We start from the raw sequence: 14,256 nt of genomic DNA, 5'->3' as shown, positions 1-14,256 counted from the left end.
TACCTCCCGGGTAATCGACGCCGCGCGCCGGCTCGGTCAGGATTCCTTCCAGGACAACGAAACCTGGAGGGACACCATGACCGCCTACGGACTCGCCCACCTTCGCCCCGCCACTGTGCTGGCCGAAGAGGTCTTCGAGTACATGGAACGGATCCAGGCCACGCTCGATCCCTTCGGTGGCAGGTTCCTCGTGCACGGAGCCGGGGTCCACGTCGTCGAAGGGGAGTGGCCGGGGGCGCTCGTGCTCATCGAGTTCCCGAGTCTCGACGCCGCGCGGGAGTGGTACGACTCGCCCGCGTACCGGGAGATCCTGCCGCTGCGGGCCGACCACATCCCCGGCGATCTGATCCTGGTCGAGGGCTGCGGGCCGGACCACGACTCGGCGGCCTTGGCGGCCGGGCTGCGGGCGCTTCAGTCCGCCTGACCTACTCCGCCAGCTTGATCGCGATGCCCACGGTCCGGTCCTTCGGCCCCCGCAGCCTGCTGAAGAACATCGTGACCCGCCCGGTGATCCCGTACTTTCGCGCGATCACCTTGCGCACGCGCTCGGTCTCGTCGAGGTCCAGCAGTCGCGCCTCACCCGCGACGACGTCGCCGTGGGTCTTGGCGCCGCGGAAGTCGCAGGCCTGGACCTCGACCCGGCCGCTGTTGCGGATGCGCTTGACCTTGCCCGCCTTCCGCTCGGACCAGATCACCAGTTCGGCGCCGTCTCCCGCCGCCCAGACCGGGGTCGGCACCGGGGTGCCGTTCTTGCGGAAGGTGGTCAGGACGACGTACTTCTCGGCGGCGATCCGCTCGAACTCCGATCCCATGTGGAGAGTCTAGGTCGTTCAAGGGCTAGGGCGTTCGACGACGCAACGTCGCCGCGCCGAGTACCAGCGCGGCCAGGGCGCACGCCCCGACGATGATCAGGTTCCGGATGAGCGTCGCGTCCACGGTGCCCGACGTGGTGACCCGCGTGAGCGCTTCGACGGCGTACGAAAGCGGCATCACGTTCGAAAGCCAGTTCAGGAGCCAGCCCATTTCCCCGCGCGGCACGAACAGCCCGCACAGCAGGATCTGCGGCAGCACGAACACCGGCATGAACTGCACCGCCTGGAATTCCGTCCGGGCGAACGCGCTCACGAACAGGCCGAGCGCCATCCCGAGGAGGGCGTCGAGGACGGCGATGAGCAGTAGCATCCCGATCGAGCCCGCGATGTCGAGGCCCAGCCAGGCGAGCGAGACCCCGGCGGCGACGCCGACCTGCACGATCGCGATCGAACCGAACGCGATCGCGTAGCCGAAGAGCAGGTCCATCCTGCCGATCGGCAGGGTCATCAGTCGTTCCAGCGTCGCCGTGGTGCGCTCGCGCAGCGTGGTGATCGAGGTGATCAGGAACATGATCAGGAACGGGAAGACGCCGAGCAACGCCGGGGCGACCCGGCTGAACACCGCTTCGGAGTTGAAGACGAAACGCAGCAGCACCATCAGCAGCGACGGGACGACGATCAGCATCGCGACGGTGCGCGGATCGTGCCGTAGCTGAAGGAGGATGCGGCGGGCCGTGGCCAGTGTCAGCGCGGGGTTCATGACGGGGTCACCTCGGTCTCGCGGACCAGCCGCAGGAACGCCTGTTCCAGATCGGTCGTCCCGGTGCGTTCGCGCAGCCCGGCCGGGGTGTCGTCGGCGAGGATGCGGCCTTCGCGCATGAGCAGCAGGCGGTCGCATCGCGCGGCCTCGTCCATGACGTGGCTGGACACGAGCAGCGTGGCCCCGCCCTCGGCGAGGCGGCGGAACAGCGCCCAGAGTTCGTCGCGGAGCACGGGATCGAGGCCGACGGTCGGTTCGTCGAGGACGAGCAGTTCGGGTTTCCCGAGCAGCGCGACGGCGAGGTTGGCGCGGTTGTGCTGACCGCCCGACAGGGAGCCGACGAGCTTGCCCGCATGGTCGGTCAGCCCGACTTCGGCGATCACCCTGTCCACATCGGACACCGGCGCGCGAAGGACGGAAGCGAAGTAGCGCAAGGCTTCCGTGATGGTGAGGTCGGCGTAGATGGCCGGGTTCTGGGTGGCGTAGCCGATCAGCCGCCGCAGCGGAGGGTTGCCCGCGGGATGGCCGAGCACGGTGACCTCGCCCGCCGCGACGATCTGCACGCCGACGATCGAGCGCATCAGTGTCGTCTTGCCGCAGCCGCTCGGCCCGAGCAGGCCGGTGATGCGGCCGCGCGGCGTCCGGAACGCGATGTCCTTGACGACCTCGCGACCGCCGCGGACGACCCTCAGGCCCGTCACGGAGATCGCTGAATTAGTCATGCGTTTAATTCTGCGCCCGTTGAGAAGCGCGAGTCAAGGGGTGCGTGGTTCAGGACAGCCGGACGGCGATGCCCGGGTAGTCGTGCACCAGCAGGTGCCGGTCGTAGCGCAGCACGCACGAGAAGTCGAAGACCGGTGCCGCGTAGGCGAAATCGCGGTCACCGATCCGCTCGTAGCGCTGTTCGAGCCGTTCCACGGCGAGGTCGCCCGCCCGGACGTACGCGGCGGGCGCCTCGGCTGCGGCGCCCGGAGCGAGGCCGAGCCGGTGCACCGGCAGGGTGTTCGTCATCGACGACGACTCGAGATCCACGTCGAAACAGCCGTCGAGCCGCGGATCCGCGACCCCGTCCACCCGCCAGCGCCCGTCGCCGCCGGATTCGAGCACCGTGCGCCGGGCGCCGCTCGCCGACCGGCCGGAGAGCTCCGCCGACCTCGTATGCCAGGCGGCGTCGACGGTGATCGCGTACTCGACGAACCAGGATTCGCCGTCCTCGACCGCCGTCGTGGCCCCGCTGATCCTCCAGCCGCCTTCGTGTTCTCGGAAGAACGCGACTTCGAGGCCGGTCCTCGCGTCCCGGTGCAGCCAGCTCGCCGTCGCGGGAAGGCTCACGGGACCAGGACGAGCTTGCCCCGGACGTGGCCGCCTTCGCTTTCGTCCTGGGCGGCGGCCGCTTCGGCGAGCGGGTACACCCGGGCGATCGGCAGGTCGAGCTTGCCTTCGGCGGCGAGCGCGGCGCCTTCGGCCAGCGAGCCGGGGACCTGCTCCGCGGGGGAACCCGACGTGAAGCGGACGCCGTGGTCGGCCGCGTCCGGCGCGGCGATGGTGATGACCCGCTTCGGGCCACCGGTCAGCTCGACGAGGGTGGCGAGCGAGCCGCGTCCGGAGGCGTCGAAAGACGCGTCGACGCCCTGTGGCGCGACGTCGCGTACGCGCTCGGCGAGCCCTTCGCCGTACTGCACCGGGACGGCACCCAGCGAGCGCAGGTAGTCGTGGTTCGCTTCGCTCGCGGTGCCGACGACAGTGAGCCCGCGTGCGACGGCGAGCTGGACGGCGATGGTGCCGACACCGCCCGCCGCGCCGTCGATGAGCAGCGTCTCGCCCTTCTGGAGATCCAGGAGGTTGAGGGCGCGATAGGCGGTGTTGACGACCGCCGGCAGCGCCGCGGCCACTTCCCAGGAGAGCGCCTCGGGCTTGCGGATCAGGTTCGCGGGATCCGCGAGGACGTACTCCGCGTACCCGCCGATGCCGGACCCCAGGACCTCGTCACCGGCCGCGAAATCGGAAACCCCCTCGCCGACCGCGTCGATCACGCCCGAGATGTCCCCGCCGGGGACCGCGGGGAACTTCGCGGGATACACCTCCGCCATCAGCCCGGACCGGATCTTCCAGTCGATCGGGTTCACGCCCGCGGCCCGGACGGCGACCCTGACCCGGCCGGGTCCCGGCGCGGGAAGCTCACGTTCGAGGACGCGCAGGACCCCGGAGTCGCCGTACTCGGTGAACGCGATGGAGCGGTAGGTGTCCGTCATGCCGTCGACAACCGCCGCCCGCCCGTCACTATTCCGGCGGTTTCCCGAACCAGCTGTAGTCGCCGGGGACGATCTGCAGGCCCTCGGCGATGTCGAGCAGCGTCGCCCGGTCCCGTTCGCCCGACACGGTGAGCCAGCGTCCGCCTTCGACCTGGACGACGACCGTTTCGTCCAGCCGCTCGAGCCGTCCGTTCCGCGCAGGGAGGGCGAAACCGTCGAGCCCCCGGATCTTGAGCGGCACGGGCGCGGCGTCGCCCGCTTCCGGCCATTCGCCGCCGAGGCTCGCCGTGACGACCGCCGGAGCGGTGGGCTGCCCGGTACGGGTGGCTTCGAGCTCGGTCCGGCCGCCGCCGACCATCATGGGCAGGTTCACCGCGGACAGCGCCAGATCGGCGGGCAACCTGCCGAACCGCAGTTCGCCCGACACCCGGGCGCGGCCGTCCCTGACCATCTCGTCCGCGATCCGCTGACCCACGCCGCGCGCGTCCCGCACGCCGTACAGGGTCAGGTTCAGCACGTACGCGTCGTCGGGTGACCAGGTCAGCATCGTCGCGTCGCCGTCGACCTCCGAGACCATGCCGACCCGGCCGTGCACGATGATCTGGTTCGGCGCGGGCGCGATCGTCCACGGCCCGCGCCGCTCGTCCAGCGGAGTGGTGGTCAGCTTGATCTGGCCTGCCTCGCCGCCGTTCCACATCCTGGTCTGAGGCGCGGGATAGGGCTTCGCGGAGCGGCTCATCTCCGTGAAACCGCCGGGCAGCCAACCCGGCTTGTACGGCAGGACCGACCAGTCCGCGTCGCGCGGCGAGGCGGGCGTGACCGCGGTGTAGGCCCGTAGGCCCAGCGGCACGCCGAGCGCGATGATCGCGACCGCCGCCGCGACCAGCGCCAAAGCCATCTTCGGGCGGCTACGGGACCGTTGGCTCAGCGCTTCCCGGACCTCGGCCCCGTCGGGCGCCCGCGTCGCCAGGTGCTCGAGGCTCTCCCGGATCAGGTCCTCGGTGTGCTCGTCACTCAGTCGGGTCATTTGCGGGCTCCCGTGGGCACGGACGGGGACGGCTCGGTTTCCCGCAGCGTCGCGAGCGCGCGCGAAATCTGGCTGCGCACGGTCGACGTCGCGCAGCGGAGTACCGCGCCGATCTCCTCGTCGGAGTAGTTCTCGTAGTAGCGGAGCACGATCGCGGCGCGTTGTTTGCGCGGGAGCTTCGCGAGCCGGTCCAGCATCGCGTCGCGTTCGTCGTACTCGATGGTGTGATCGGAGACCGGCGGGCTCATCAGGTCGAGTGCTTCCGGTGACGACGGCGTCACCCGGCGGACCGCCAGCCGCCTCCGCCACGAGAGGTACTCGTTGGTCACCATCCGGCGGACGTACGTCGGCGGCGAGTCGATCTTCGGCCAGCGTTGCTGGGCACGCAGCAGCACCTCCTGGACGATGTCCTGCGCCAGGTACGGATCGTCGGTCAGGACGGTCGCGTAGCGCAGGAGCCCGTCCAGGCGATCCGCGACGAACTCGTCGAAGGTCGCAGGCACGTGTCCCCCTCAGCCGGTGGTCTCGCACTAAGGACGCGCGAGGCCACCCTCGTGATGCATCGGCGGCCGAACTTTCTCGGCGCCGGGGGTCAGGTAGTACTGCGCGACCGGGGCCAGCATCGCGACGATCTCCTCCTCCGAGGCGTTGACCAGCGGCGGGAGCCCGATGACGTAACGCAGCAGCGCGAACCCGATCATCTGCGCGGCGATCCCGGCCACCCGCACCTTCGGTACGCCGCGTGCCTCGGCGACCCGAGCCAGCACCGCCCGCTCCAGGAACTGCCGCATCATGGTCGCGACCTGCTCGTTGGTGGTCGCGGACCGGATCATCGCCAGGAACGGCGCACGGCCGTCCGGCGCGTGCCAGAGGCCGAGGAACGCGCGGACGAGGCGTTCGCCGATCTCTTCTTCGGGGCCTTCGAGGATCCGGGGGACCAGCTCGCCCGGGTCCACCGGCAGGTTCATCGACGCGGCGAAGAGCCGTTGCTTGGTACCGAAGAAATGGTGCAGCAGCGCCGCGTTGACCCCGGCGTCGGCCGCGATGGCGCGGACGGTCGCCCCGTCGTAGCCCTGTTCGGCGAACCTGCGCCTCGCCGCGTCGAGGATCTCCTCCCGCGTCTCGGTCTGCCCGGGCCGCCGCCCCGCCTGTGCCATCCCGCGAGCTTAGAACGGCTCTTGACTACGCTTGTCCCCATGTCAGTCGCAGTCAGGGTCATCCCGTGTCTCGACGTCGACGCGGGCCGTGTGGTGAAGGGCGTCAACTTCGCCGACCTGCGCGACGCCGGCGACCCCGTCGAACTCGCCCGCCTGTACGACGCCGAGGGCGCGGACGAGCTCACGTTCCTCGATGTCACGGCCTCCTCCGGGGACCGTGAGACCACCTTCGACGTCGTCCGCCGGACCGCCGAGCAGGTGTTCATCCCGCTCACCGTCGGCGGCGGCGTGCGCACGAACGACGACGTCAACCGGTTGCTGCGCACCGGCGCGGACAAGGTGAGCATCAACACCGCCGCCATCGCGCGGCCGGAGTTCCTGCGCGAGGCGTCCCGCCGGTTCGGCGCGCAGTGCGTCGTGCTGTCGGTGGACGCGCGCCGGGTCCCCGAGGGGACCGAACCGACTCCGTCCGGTTTCGAGGTGACCACGCACGGCGGGCGCCGCGGCACCGGGATCGACGCCGTCGAGTGGGCCGCGCGCGGCGAGGAGCTCGGTGTCGGCGAGATCCTGCTCAACTCGATGGACGCCGACGGCACCAAGAACGGTTTCGACCTCGAACTGCTGACCCAGGTGCGGGCGGCGGTCCGGGTCCCGGTGATCGCCAGCGGTGGCGCCGGCGCGCTCGAGCACTTCCTGCCCGCCGTCGAGGCCGGTGCGGATGCAGTGCTCGCGGCCAGTGTGTTCCACTTCGGACAGTTGAAGATCGGCGAGGTCAAGAGCGCGCTGCGCGCCGGGGGAGTCGTGGTCCGGTGATCCTGGCCAAATGGAAGGCCTCCACCGAGGTCAAGGTCGTCTGCGCGCTGCTGCTCGGGCTTCCCCTCGCCTATATCGCGATGGCCGTGATCCTCATGTTCGCGCCGTACTCCACCGCGAGGACGTTCCTGCTGCCGGGGACTTCGCTGGCCCTCGGCGGACTCGTCGTGGCGGGGCTGGTGCTGAAGATGTCTTCGGCGCGGTTCGCCGGTTTCGGCGTCAGCTTCCTGTTCGGGTTGCTGCACGCGCTGTCCATGCTGGCGGCGGAACTCTTCTGGGTGAAGATCGTCTCCGGGCTCCTCTTCGCCGGGTACATCTACACGGCGGTCCTGCTCAACTCGATGCCGGTGAAACGGCACCTTCTCGGAGCCACGAATGACGCTTGACCCCGCCCTCTCGGATCGCTTGAAGCGCAACGCCGACGGGCTGATCGCGGCCGTCGTCGTCGAACACTCCACATCGGACGTCCTGATGATGGCGTGGATGAACGACGAGGCGCTCGAGCGCACCCTCACCACACGGCGCGGCACCTACTATTCACGCAGCCGCAAGGAACTGTGGGTCAAGGGCGAGACCTCCGGCCACGTCCAGCACGTGCGCGAGATGCGGATCGACTGCGACGGCGATACCGTCCTCCTGCGCGTCGACCAGACCGGCCCGGCCTGTCACACCGGCACGCACACCTGCTTCGACACCGACGAACGGCTGCTGCTGGCCGACGAGAGCGAGAACCCGTGAACGTCGTCGCCACAGTGCTGGTCGGCATCGTCGCCCTGATCCACCTGTACATCGTCGTGCTCGAGATGTTCCTGTGGACCACGCCGCGTGCCCGCGCCTCCTTCGGCACCACCGAGGAATTCGCGAAGGAAAGCTCCGCGCTCGCGGCGAATCAGGGGCTGTACAACGGTTTCCTCGCCGCCGCGCTGATCTGGGGCCTGATCGCGACCGGCAGCACCGCTTGGCAGTTCAAGATCTTCGGCCTCGCCTGCGTGATCGTGGCCGGGCTCTACGGGACGGCGACGGCGAGCAAGAAGATCTTCTTCGTGCAGGTGGTCCCCGGCACGCTGGCGTTGATCGCGGTGCTGATCGCGGGCTGACCGGCGATGGGAAAGCGAAGACCGGCCGATCGTGACCGTCCGAGACGGCGTCCGCGCGTCGCCGGGCGACTCGGTCCACTTCGGACAGTGATGCCGTCGAAGGCGTTGCCGCGCTGACGATCCATGATGGTGTGGCCGTCCCCCTGATCGAGAATCTGACCCGTTTCAGGGTGCGCGCTCCAGATCCGGCGGTCGCTGCGGATCGCTCCCCGTTTCAAGGGGCTCGAAAAAGTCCCCGTCAAGGAGATCGAGCCGGACACGGCCTGCTTGGACGTCACCCGGCCCGCGAGTTCCGCCCCCAATCACGCGAGTTCCGTCTCTGATCACGCGAGTTCCGCGTCCGATCACGGGAATCGCCGCCATTCGCCCGGCGGGTAGTGAGGGAGGCCTTCGGCGCGATTCGCGTGTCCAGACGGCGAACTCACGTGATTGAAGGCGTAACTCGCGTGATCAGAGGGAGAACACGGCCCGGGTCAGTCGATCTTCCCGGTCAGGTAGCGCTGCATCGTCGGCGCGATCGCGGTCACCAGCGGCTCGATCTCGCTCGACGCCATCGGCTCGAACCTCGCGACGTACCGGACCATGCCCATGCCGACCAGCTGGGACGCGCACAGGGTCGTCCGCAGTTCGATGTCGTCCGAGCCGATGTCGCCGATCACCTTGGTGAAGAAGTTCTGGAAGAACCCGCGCAGCACCTGGGCCGCCTGCTCGTGTCCGGCGACGCTGCGGACGAGCGCCTGGAACACCTCGCCGCCCGCGCCGTCCCACCGGGTGAGGAAGGTCCGGACGATCCGCTGCCCGAACTCGTCGTCGGGGCCGTCGGTCAGTTCGGCGACGAGTTCGCGCGGGTCGAAGGGGAGTTTCAGGATGGCTTGCCCGAAGAGACCCTCTTTGCTGCCGAACCAGTGGTTGACCATCGCCGCGTCGACGCCGGCCCGTGTCGCGATCGCGCGCACCGTCGCGCCGTCGAAGCCGCTCTCGCCGAACACCGCGCGGGCCGCTTCGAGCAGCGCGGTGCGGGTGTCCTGTCCGCCGGGCCGCCGTCCCCGGCGCCGCGCGGTAGTGTCTTCACCAGCCATGGCGTCATCATGAACGGACCCGGCCCGAAATTCAACATTCTTTGAATTCATCCCCGCGTCCCCGTCCGCACGGGCGTTGCAGCACAATGAGCGACATGGTCAGCGCCGCACACGCCAGCCCGTCGGGGCTCGGCTCGGTCAGCCCTTCGCGCGACGAGTTCCGCGCGCTCGCCGAGGGCCGTCGCGTCATCCCCGTTGTCCGCCGCGTGCTCGCCGACGGTGAGACCCCCATCGGGGTCTACCGCAAGCTCGCCGCCGACCGGCCGGGGACGTTCCTGTTCGAATCGGCGGAGAACGGCGCGTCCTGGAGCCGATGGTCGTTCATCGGCGTCGACAGCCCCGCCGCGCTGACCGTGCGTGACGGCAAGGCCGTGTGGACCGGCACCCCGCCGGTCGGCCTGCCGGCCGAGGGTGACCCGCTCACCGTGCTGCGGGAGACCGTCGCCGCGCTCCACACCGAGCAGCTGCCCGGGATGCCGCCGCTCACCGGCGGCATGGTCGGCTACATCGGCTACGACGCCGTCCGCTGGCTCGAACGGCTCCCCGAACTCGCCGAACGCGACCTCGACATCCCCGAGCTCACGATGCTCCTGGCGACCGACCTGGCCGCCTTCGACCACCACGAGGGCACCGTCACGCTGATCGCCAACGCGGTCAACTGGGATGACTCGCCCGAGCGCGTCGACGCCGCGTACGACGACGCCGTCGCGCGTTTGAACGCGATGACCAAGCAGCTGCACGTCGCGGCCCCGGCCACGGCCGCCGTTTTCGACCGGCCCGCGCCCGAATTCACCCGCCGCCGCTCCAAGCCGGACTTCCACGCGGCCGTCGAGAAGGCGGTCGAGGCGATCAAGGCGGGCGAAGCGTTCCAAATCGTGCCGTCGCAACGCTTCGAGATCGAGACCCAGGCCGACGCGCTGGACGTCTACCGCGTACTGCGCACGTCCAATCCGAGCCCGTACATGTACCTGCTGCGCCTGGACGGCTTCGACATCGTCGGGTCCAGCCCGGAGTCGCTGGTCACCGTCCGGGACGGCCGCGCGACCACGCATCCGATCGCGGGCACCCGCTGGCGCGGTGCCGACCCGGAGGAGGACGCGCAGCTGGCCAAGGACCTGCTGGCGGACGAGAAGGAACGTGCCGAGCACCTGATGCTCGTCGACCTCGGCCGCAACGACCTCGGCAAGGTCTGCAAGCCCGGCACGGTGCGCGTCGTCGACTTCTTCGACGTCGAGCGCTACAGCCACGTCATGCACATCGTCTCCACGGTCACCGGCGAACTCCTCGACGACAAGACGGCTTTCGACGCCGTCGCCGCCTGCTTCCCGGCGGGGACGCTCTCCGGCGCGCCGAAGGTCCGCGCGATGCAGCTGATCGAGGAACTGGAGCCGACCCGCAGGGCGCTCTACGGCGGCGTCGTCGGGTACCTCGACTTCGCCGGGGACGCCGACACCGCGATCGCGATCCGCACCGCGCTGATGAAGGACGGCACCGCGTACGTCCAGGCGGGTGGGGGAGTCGTCGCGGACTCGGTGGCCGACTACGAGGACAACGAATCGCTCAACAAGGCCCGCACCGTGCTCTCGGCCGTCGCGGCGGCGCAGACGATGATCGCGGCGGACGAACTCGACCCGGCGGGTGACAGCACCCGTGTCTGAGGCCCCGGAAGCCGCCGCGCCCCCGGCGAAGAAGGCCAAGCGTCCACTGTGGATCGCCGTGGTGGGCCTGCTGCTGGGCGCGGTCGCGCTGTGGGGTTCTTCGCAGCTCGTGTGGTTCGCGGAGTTCCGCGACGGAGGCGTGCGCGGCACGGTGCTGTACACGGAAACCGGTTCACAGCGTGCGGTCGCGCTGATTCCGCTCGCGTTGCTGGCGCTCGCCGGCACGGCGGGGCTGATCGCCACCGGCGGCTGGCCACGCCGGGTACTCGGTGTGGTACTCGCCGTAGCCGGTGTCGCCGCGGTGTGGATCGGCGTGGCCGGCGGTTCGTTCAGTGGCTTCGCCGACGGTCTGCCTGTGGCTCAGATGCTGGGAGCCCGCGGTCTCGCGATCCTCGGGGGAATTCTCGTGACGGCGGGCGGGTTGGCAGCCATCAAGGGCGCGGGCCGGATGCCTCGCCTCGGCGCGAAGTACTCGGCGCCCGGGGCGAAGAAGAAGGCCGCCAAGGATCCGGAGACCGAGCTGTGGGAGGCGCTGTCCGAAGGCGAAGATCCCACCGCGACCCGGTGATGGCCGCGGAAAACGCGCGTTTTCGAGATCTACGCCGCGAAAGATGACACGGTTGGCATTCGGAGTAACGGACATACCCGGAACCAGGCCGTATCCGTGCGGGGGTTAGCATCGTTTCGGCGGGAAGGGGAAGGTTTTTGTGAGCGACCTTGCGAAGGAATCAGTGAGTACGACGGCCGGTGAGGGACTCCGGTGAGCGTGCTCGAAGACATCGTCGCCGGCGTCCGTGCCGATCTCGCCGAGCGCGAGGCGGTTCTGCCGTTCGACGAACTGAAGAAGCGCGCGACCCAGGTCGCGCCCCCACGTGACGTGCTCGCGGCCCTGCGCGAGTCCGGTATCGGCGTCATCGCCGAGGTGAAGCGGCGCAGCCCCTCCAAGGGCGACCTTGCCGAGATCCCCGATCCGGCCGCGCTGGCGAAGGACTACGCCGACGGCGGCGCCAGGGTGATCAGCGTGCTGACCGAGCAGCGCCGGTTCGGCGGTTCCCTCGCCGACCTCGACGCGGTCCGCGCGGCGGTCGACATCCCGGTGCTGCGCAAGGACTTCATCGTCAGCCCGTACCAGGTCCACGAGGCGCGGCTGCACGGCGCGGACATGGTCCTGCTGATCGTGGCAGCCCTGGAGCAGAACGCCCTGATCGCGTTGCTGGACCGGGTCGAATCCCTCGGGATGACCGCGCTGGTCGAGATCCACAACGCCGAAGAGGCCGACAAGGCCCTCGAAGCCGGCGCGAAGGTGATCGGCGTCAACGCCCGCAACCTGCACACGCTCGAGGTCGACCGGGACGTCTTCTCGCGGCTGGCCCCCGGCCTCCCGATGGACGTCTTCAAGATCGCCGAGTCCGGTGTCCGCGGCCCCGGTGACCTGATGTCGTACGCGGGTCACGGCGCCGACGCCGTTCTCGTGGGCGAAGGGCTCGTCGCTTCGGGTGACCCGAAGGGCGCGCTGGTCAAGCTGGTCACCGCCGGTTCGCACCCCGCTTGCCCGAGGCCTTCTCGATGAGCGTGGAGTACACCGAGACACCGCACGGCGAGCACGATCCGGACGGCCGGGGCTACTACGGCCCGTACGGCGGCCGGTTCATGCCCGAGGCTCTGATCGGCGTCGTCGACGAGGTCGCCGCCGAGTACGACAAGGCGCGGAACGACCCGGACTTCGTCAACGAGTTCCGGCGTCTCCTGCGTGACTACGCCGGTCGTCCGTCGCTGCTCACCGAGGCCAAGCGCTTCGGTGAGCACGCCGGCGGCGCCCGGATCTTCCTCAAGCGCGAGGATCTGAACCACACCGGTTCGCACAAGATCAACAACGTGCTGGGCCAGGCGTTGCTCACCAAGCGGATGGGCAAGAAGCGGGTCATCGCCGAGACCGGGGCCGGGCAGCACGGCGTGGCCACCGCCACCGCCTGCGCGCTGCTGGACCTGGAATGCATCGTCTACATGGGCGAGGTCGACACCGAGCGGCAGGCGCTGAACGTGGCGCGCATGAAGCTGCTCGGCGCCGAGGTCGTCCCGGTGAAGACCGGTTCGCGCACGCTCAAGGACGCGATCAACGAGGCGCTGCGCGACTGGGTAACCAACGCCGACACCACGCACTACCTGTTCGGCACGGCGGCGGGCCCGTACCCGTTCCCGATGATGGTGCGGAACTTCCACAAGATCATCGGCGAGGAGGCCCGCGTCCAGATCCTGGAGCAGGCCGGGCGCCTGCCGGACGCCGTCGCGGCCTGCGTCGGCGGCGGGTCGAACGCGATCGGCATCTTCCACGGCTTCATCGACGACCCGGACGTCCGGCTCGTCGGTCTCGAACCGGGCGGCGAGGGCATCGAGGGCAACCGCCACGGCGCCACGCTGACCAAGGGCACCCCGGGCAACCTGCACGGCGCGATGACGTACCTGCTGCAGGACGAGGACGGCCAGACCGTCGAGTCGCACTCGATCTCCGCGGGCCTCGACTACCCGGGCGTCGGCCCGGAGCACTCGTGGCTCAAGGACAGCGGCCGCGCCGAGTACCGGCCGGTGACCGACGCCGAGGCGATGGACGCGTTCAAGCTGCTTTCGCGCACCGAGGGCATCATCCCGGCGATCGAGTCGGCGCACGCGCTGGCCGGCGCGCTGGTGCTGGGCCGCGAACTCGGCCCCGAAGGGCTGATCATCGTGAACCTGTCCGGTCGCGGCGACAAGGACATGGACACGGCCGCGAAGTACTTCGGCCTGGTGGAGAACGCATGAGCGGGTTGAAGGAACTCTTCGCGGCGACGCGCGCGGAGGGGCGTGGAGCCCTGATCGGGTACCTCCCGGCGGGCTTCCCGACGGTCGACGGGTCGAAGGATCTGCTGGCCGCGGTGGTCGACGGCGGCGCAGACCTGGTCGAGGTGGGCGTGCCCTACTCGGACCCGGTCATGGACGGCCCGACCATCCAGGCCGCGTCGGTGAGCGCGCTCTCCGGCGGTTTCAAGCTCAAGCACCTGTTCGAGGTCGTCGAGTCGGTGTCGTCGCGCGGCGGCAAGGCCGTCGTGATGACGTACTGGAACCCGGTGCACCGCTACGGCGTCGACCGCTTCGCGCGGGATCTCGCCGCCGCGGGCGGACTCGGCATGATCACCCCGGACCTGATCCCGGACGAGGCCGGCGAGTGGATGGCCGCCTCCGAGCAGCATGGTCTGGACCGGATCTTCCTGGTCGCGCCGTCCTCCTCCGAGGAGCGGATCTCGAAGACCGTCGAGGCCGCCTCGGGCTTCGTGTACGCCACCGCCGTGATGGGTGTGACCGGCGCCCGTGACCAGGTCGGCGTGCACGCCGAGGACCTGGTCGCGCGGACCCGCGCGCATACGGACCTGCCGATCGGCGTCGGGCTCGGCGTCCGTTCCGGCGAGCAGGCGGCGCAGGTCGCCGGGTTCGCGGACGGCGTCATCGTCGGCTCCGCGCTGGTGACCGCCGCCGCGAGCGGCCTGGACGCCGTCCGGGAGCTTTCGGCCGAACTCGCCGCCGGTGTGCGGAAGACCGTCGCCCCCGCTTGATCCGAAGGCGCGGCGGT

General features: G+C 69.9%; 19 protein-coding genes. 10 read left to right on the top strand and 9 right to left on the bottom strand.

Annotated elements, in window-relative coordinates; translation table 11 throughout:
• The first annotated feature begins 76 nt into the window (after positions 1 to 76).
• Entirely contained in the window at positions 77 to 424 is a 348-nt protein-coding gene (locus tag DMH01_RS40095) for a DUF1330 domain-containing protein (protein ID WP_125684333.1), read from the top strand.
• A 1-nt stretch (position 425) separates the two neighbouring features.
• Here the strand turns inward: DMH01_RS40095 and DMH01_RS40090 are convergent, their stop codons facing one another.
• The 8 genes from DMH01_RS40090 to DMH01_RS40055 are packed head-to-tail and all read right to left on the bottom strand — an operon-like array spanning position 426 to position 6,008.
• Positions 426 to 812 (bottom strand): PPOX class F420-dependent oxidoreductase, encoded by a 387-nt coding sequence (locus DMH01_RS40090; protein WP_125684331.1) that lies wholly within the window; start codon positions 810 to 812, stop codon positions 426 to 428.
• Between the two features lie 25 nt (positions 813 to 837).
• On the bottom strand, positions 838 to 1,572 hold the full coding sequence (locus DMH01_RS40085) for an ABC transporter permease (protein ID WP_125684328.1): 735 nt from the start codon (positions 1,570 to 1,572) through the stop codon (positions 838 to 840).
• Positions 1,569 to 2,294: an ABC transporter ATP-binding protein gene (locus DMH01_RS40080; protein ID WP_125684326.1), complete on the bottom strand. Its 726-nt coding sequence runs from the start codon at positions 2,292 to 2,294 to the stop codon at positions 1,569 to 1,571. Before DMH01_RS40080 ends, DMH01_RS40085 begins: the two co-directional genes overlap by 4 nt.
• 49 nt (positions 2,295 to 2,343) lie before the next feature.
• Positions 2,344 to 2,904: a putative glycolipid-binding domain-containing protein gene (locus tag DMH01_RS40075; protein ID WP_125684324.1), complete on the bottom strand. Its 561-nt coding sequence runs from the start codon at positions 2,902 to 2,904 to the stop codon at positions 2,344 to 2,346.
• Positions 2,901 to 3,824 carry an NADP-dependent oxidoreductase gene (locus tag DMH01_RS40070; RefSeq protein ID WP_125684322.1) on the bottom strand — a complete coding sequence of 308 codons (924 nt, stop codon included), beginning with the start codon at positions 3,822 to 3,824 and terminating at the stop codon, positions 2,901 to 2,903. The genes DMH01_RS40075 and DMH01_RS40070 overlap by 4 nt, the downstream gene beginning before the upstream one ends.
• Positions 3,825 to 3,852: 28 nt before the next feature.
• Positions 3,853 to 4,851: a hypothetical protein gene (locus tag DMH01_RS40065; RefSeq protein WP_125684320.1), complete on the bottom strand. Its 999-nt coding sequence runs from the start codon at positions 4,849 to 4,851 to the stop codon at positions 3,853 to 3,855.
• A complete protein-coding gene (locus DMH01_RS40060; protein ID WP_125684318.1) occupies positions 4,848 to 5,354 on the bottom strand; it encodes a SigE family RNA polymerase sigma factor in 507 nt (168 codons plus the stop codon). The genes DMH01_RS40065 and DMH01_RS40060 overlap by 4 nt, the downstream gene beginning before the upstream one ends.
• A 27-nt stretch (positions 5,355 to 5,381) precedes the next feature.
• On the bottom strand, positions 5,382 to 6,008 hold the full coding sequence (locus DMH01_RS40055; RefSeq protein WP_125684316.1) for a TetR family transcriptional regulator: 627 nt from the start codon (positions 6,006 to 6,008) through the stop codon (positions 5,382 to 5,384).
• Positions 6,009 to 6,047: 39 nt separating this feature from the next.
• Here DMH01_RS40055 and hisF point away from each other — a divergent pair, with 39 nt between their 5' ends.
• From hisF to DMH01_RS40035, 4 genes are read left to right on the top strand one after another with little or no spacing between them, the layout of a single operon-like run.
• Positions 6,048 to 6,821, top strand: coding sequence for an imidazole glycerol phosphate synthase subunit HisF (gene hisF, locus DMH01_RS40050; RefSeq protein ID WP_016335963.1), 774 nt, complete (start codon positions 6,048 to 6,050; stop codon positions 6,819 to 6,821).
• A complete protein-coding gene (locus DMH01_RS40045) occupies positions 6,818 to 7,207 on the top strand; it encodes a hypothetical protein (RefSeq protein ID WP_125684314.1) in 390 nt (129 codons plus the stop codon). Before hisF ends, DMH01_RS40045 begins: the two co-directional genes overlap by 4 nt.
• Complete coding sequence (hisI, locus tag DMH01_RS40040; protein WP_125684312.1) at positions 7,197 to 7,559, top strand: phosphoribosyl-AMP cyclohydrolase; 363 nt, start codon at positions 7,197 to 7,199, stop codon at positions 7,557 to 7,559. Before DMH01_RS40045 ends, hisI begins: the two co-directional genes overlap by 11 nt.
• The gene (locus DMH01_RS40035) at positions 7,556 to 7,918 is read left to right on the top strand and encodes a DUF1304 domain-containing protein (RefSeq protein ID WP_125684310.1); all 363 of its coding nucleotides are present in this window, start codon (positions 7,556 to 7,558) and stop codon (positions 7,916 to 7,918) included. The genes hisI and DMH01_RS40035 overlap by 4 nt, the downstream gene beginning before the upstream one ends.
• 473 nt (positions 7,919 to 8,391) lie before the next feature.
• Here DMH01_RS40035 and DMH01_RS40030 read toward each other — a convergent pair whose 3' ends face one another.
• A complete protein-coding gene (locus tag DMH01_RS40030; RefSeq protein ID WP_125684308.1) occupies positions 8,392 to 8,997 on the bottom strand; it encodes a TetR/AcrR family transcriptional regulator in 606 nt (201 codons plus the stop codon).
• 95 nt (positions 8,998 to 9,092) lie between these two features.
• Here DMH01_RS40030 and DMH01_RS40025 point away from each other — a divergent pair, with 95 nt between their 5' ends.
• From DMH01_RS40025 to trpA, 5 genes are all read left to right on the top strand, one after another.
• Entirely contained in the window at positions 9,093 to 10,655 is a 1,563-nt protein-coding gene (locus DMH01_RS40025) for an anthranilate synthase component I (RefSeq protein ID WP_125684306.1), read from the top strand.
• Positions 10,648 to 11,223 carry a Trp biosynthesis-associated membrane protein gene (locus tag DMH01_RS40020; protein WP_125684304.1) on the top strand — a complete coding sequence of 192 codons (576 nt, stop codon included), beginning with the start codon at positions 10,648 to 10,650 and terminating at the stop codon, positions 11,221 to 11,223. The genes DMH01_RS40025 and DMH01_RS40020 overlap by 8 nt, the downstream gene beginning before the upstream one ends.
• A gap of 192 nt (positions 11,224 to 11,415) precedes the next feature.
• Complete coding sequence (gene trpC, locus DMH01_RS40015; protein ID WP_020630310.1) at positions 11,416 to 12,225, top strand: indole-3-glycerol phosphate synthase TrpC; 810 nt, start codon at positions 11,416 to 11,418, stop codon at positions 12,223 to 12,225.
• A complete protein-coding gene (gene trpB / locus DMH01_RS40010) occupies positions 12,222 to 13,451 on the top strand; it encodes a tryptophan synthase subunit beta (protein ID WP_125684303.1) in 1,230 nt (409 codons plus the stop codon). Before trpC ends, trpB begins: the two co-directional genes overlap by 4 nt.
• Positions 13,448 to 14,239, top strand: coding sequence for a tryptophan synthase subunit alpha (gene trpA / locus DMH01_RS40005; RefSeq protein ID WP_125684301.1), 792 nt, complete (start codon positions 13,448 to 13,450; stop codon positions 14,237 to 14,239). The genes trpB and trpA overlap by 4 nt, the downstream gene beginning before the upstream one ends.
• The last annotated feature ends 17 nt before the right edge of the window (positions 14,240 to 14,256 follow it).

The organism is Amycolatopsis sp. WAC 04182, assembly GCF_003947465.1.
In the GTDB taxonomy this organism is placed as follows: Bacteria; Actinomycetota; Actinomycetes; order Mycobacteriales; family Pseudonocardiaceae; genus Amycolatopsis.
Note: the sequence above shows the minus strand (reverse complement) of the source record. Positions and strands in the feature narration are given on the sequence as shown.

Coding starts and splice junctions, on each gene's coding strand:
- DMH01_RS40030 (WP_125684308.1), bottom strand. CDS start 8,997: ATGGCTGGTGAAGACACTACCGCGCGGCGCCGGGGACGGCGGCCCGGC.
- hisI (WP_125684312.1), top strand. CDS start 7,197: ATGACGCTTGACCCCGCCCTCTCGGATCGCTTGAAGCGCAACGCCGAC.
- DMH01_RS40070 (WP_125684322.1), bottom strand. CDS start 3,824: ATGACGGACACCTACCGCTCCATCGCGTTCACCGAGTACGGCGACTCC.
- DMH01_RS40025 (WP_125684306.1), top strand. CDS start 9,093: ATGGTCAGCGCCGCACACGCCAGCCCGTCGGGGCTCGGCTCGGTCAGC.
- DMH01_RS40090 (WP_125684331.1), bottom strand. CDS start 812: ATGGGATCGGAGTTCGAGCGGATCGCCGCCGAGAAGTACGTCGTCCTG.
- trpA (WP_125684301.1), top strand. CDS start 13,448: ATGAGCGGGTTGAAGGAACTCTTCGCGGCGACGCGCGCGGAGGGGCGT.
- DMH01_RS40055 (WP_125684316.1), bottom strand. CDS start 6,008: ATGGCACAGGCGGGGCGGCGGCCCGGGCAGACCGAGACGCGGGAGGAG.
- DMH01_RS40095 (WP_125684333.1), top strand. CDS start 77: ATGACCGCCTACGGACTCGCCCACCTTCGCCCCGCCACTGTGCTGGCC.
- trpB (WP_125684303.1), top strand. CDS start 12,222: ATGAGCGTGGAGTACACCGAGACACCGCACGGCGAGCACGATCCGGAC.
- DMH01_RS40080 (WP_125684326.1), bottom strand. CDS start 2,294: ATGACTAATTCAGCGATCTCCGTGACGGGCCTGAGGGTCGTCCGCGGC.
- DMH01_RS40065 (WP_125684320.1), bottom strand. CDS start 4,851: ATGACCCGACTGAGTGACGAGCACACCGAGGACCTGATCCGGGAGAGC.
- hisF (WP_016335963.1), top strand. CDS start 6,048: ATGTCAGTCGCAGTCAGGGTCATCCCGTGTCTCGACGTCGACGCGGGC.
- DMH01_RS40085 (WP_125684328.1), bottom strand. CDS start 1,572: ATGAACCCCGCGCTGACACTGGCCACGGCCCGCCGCATCCTCCTTCAG.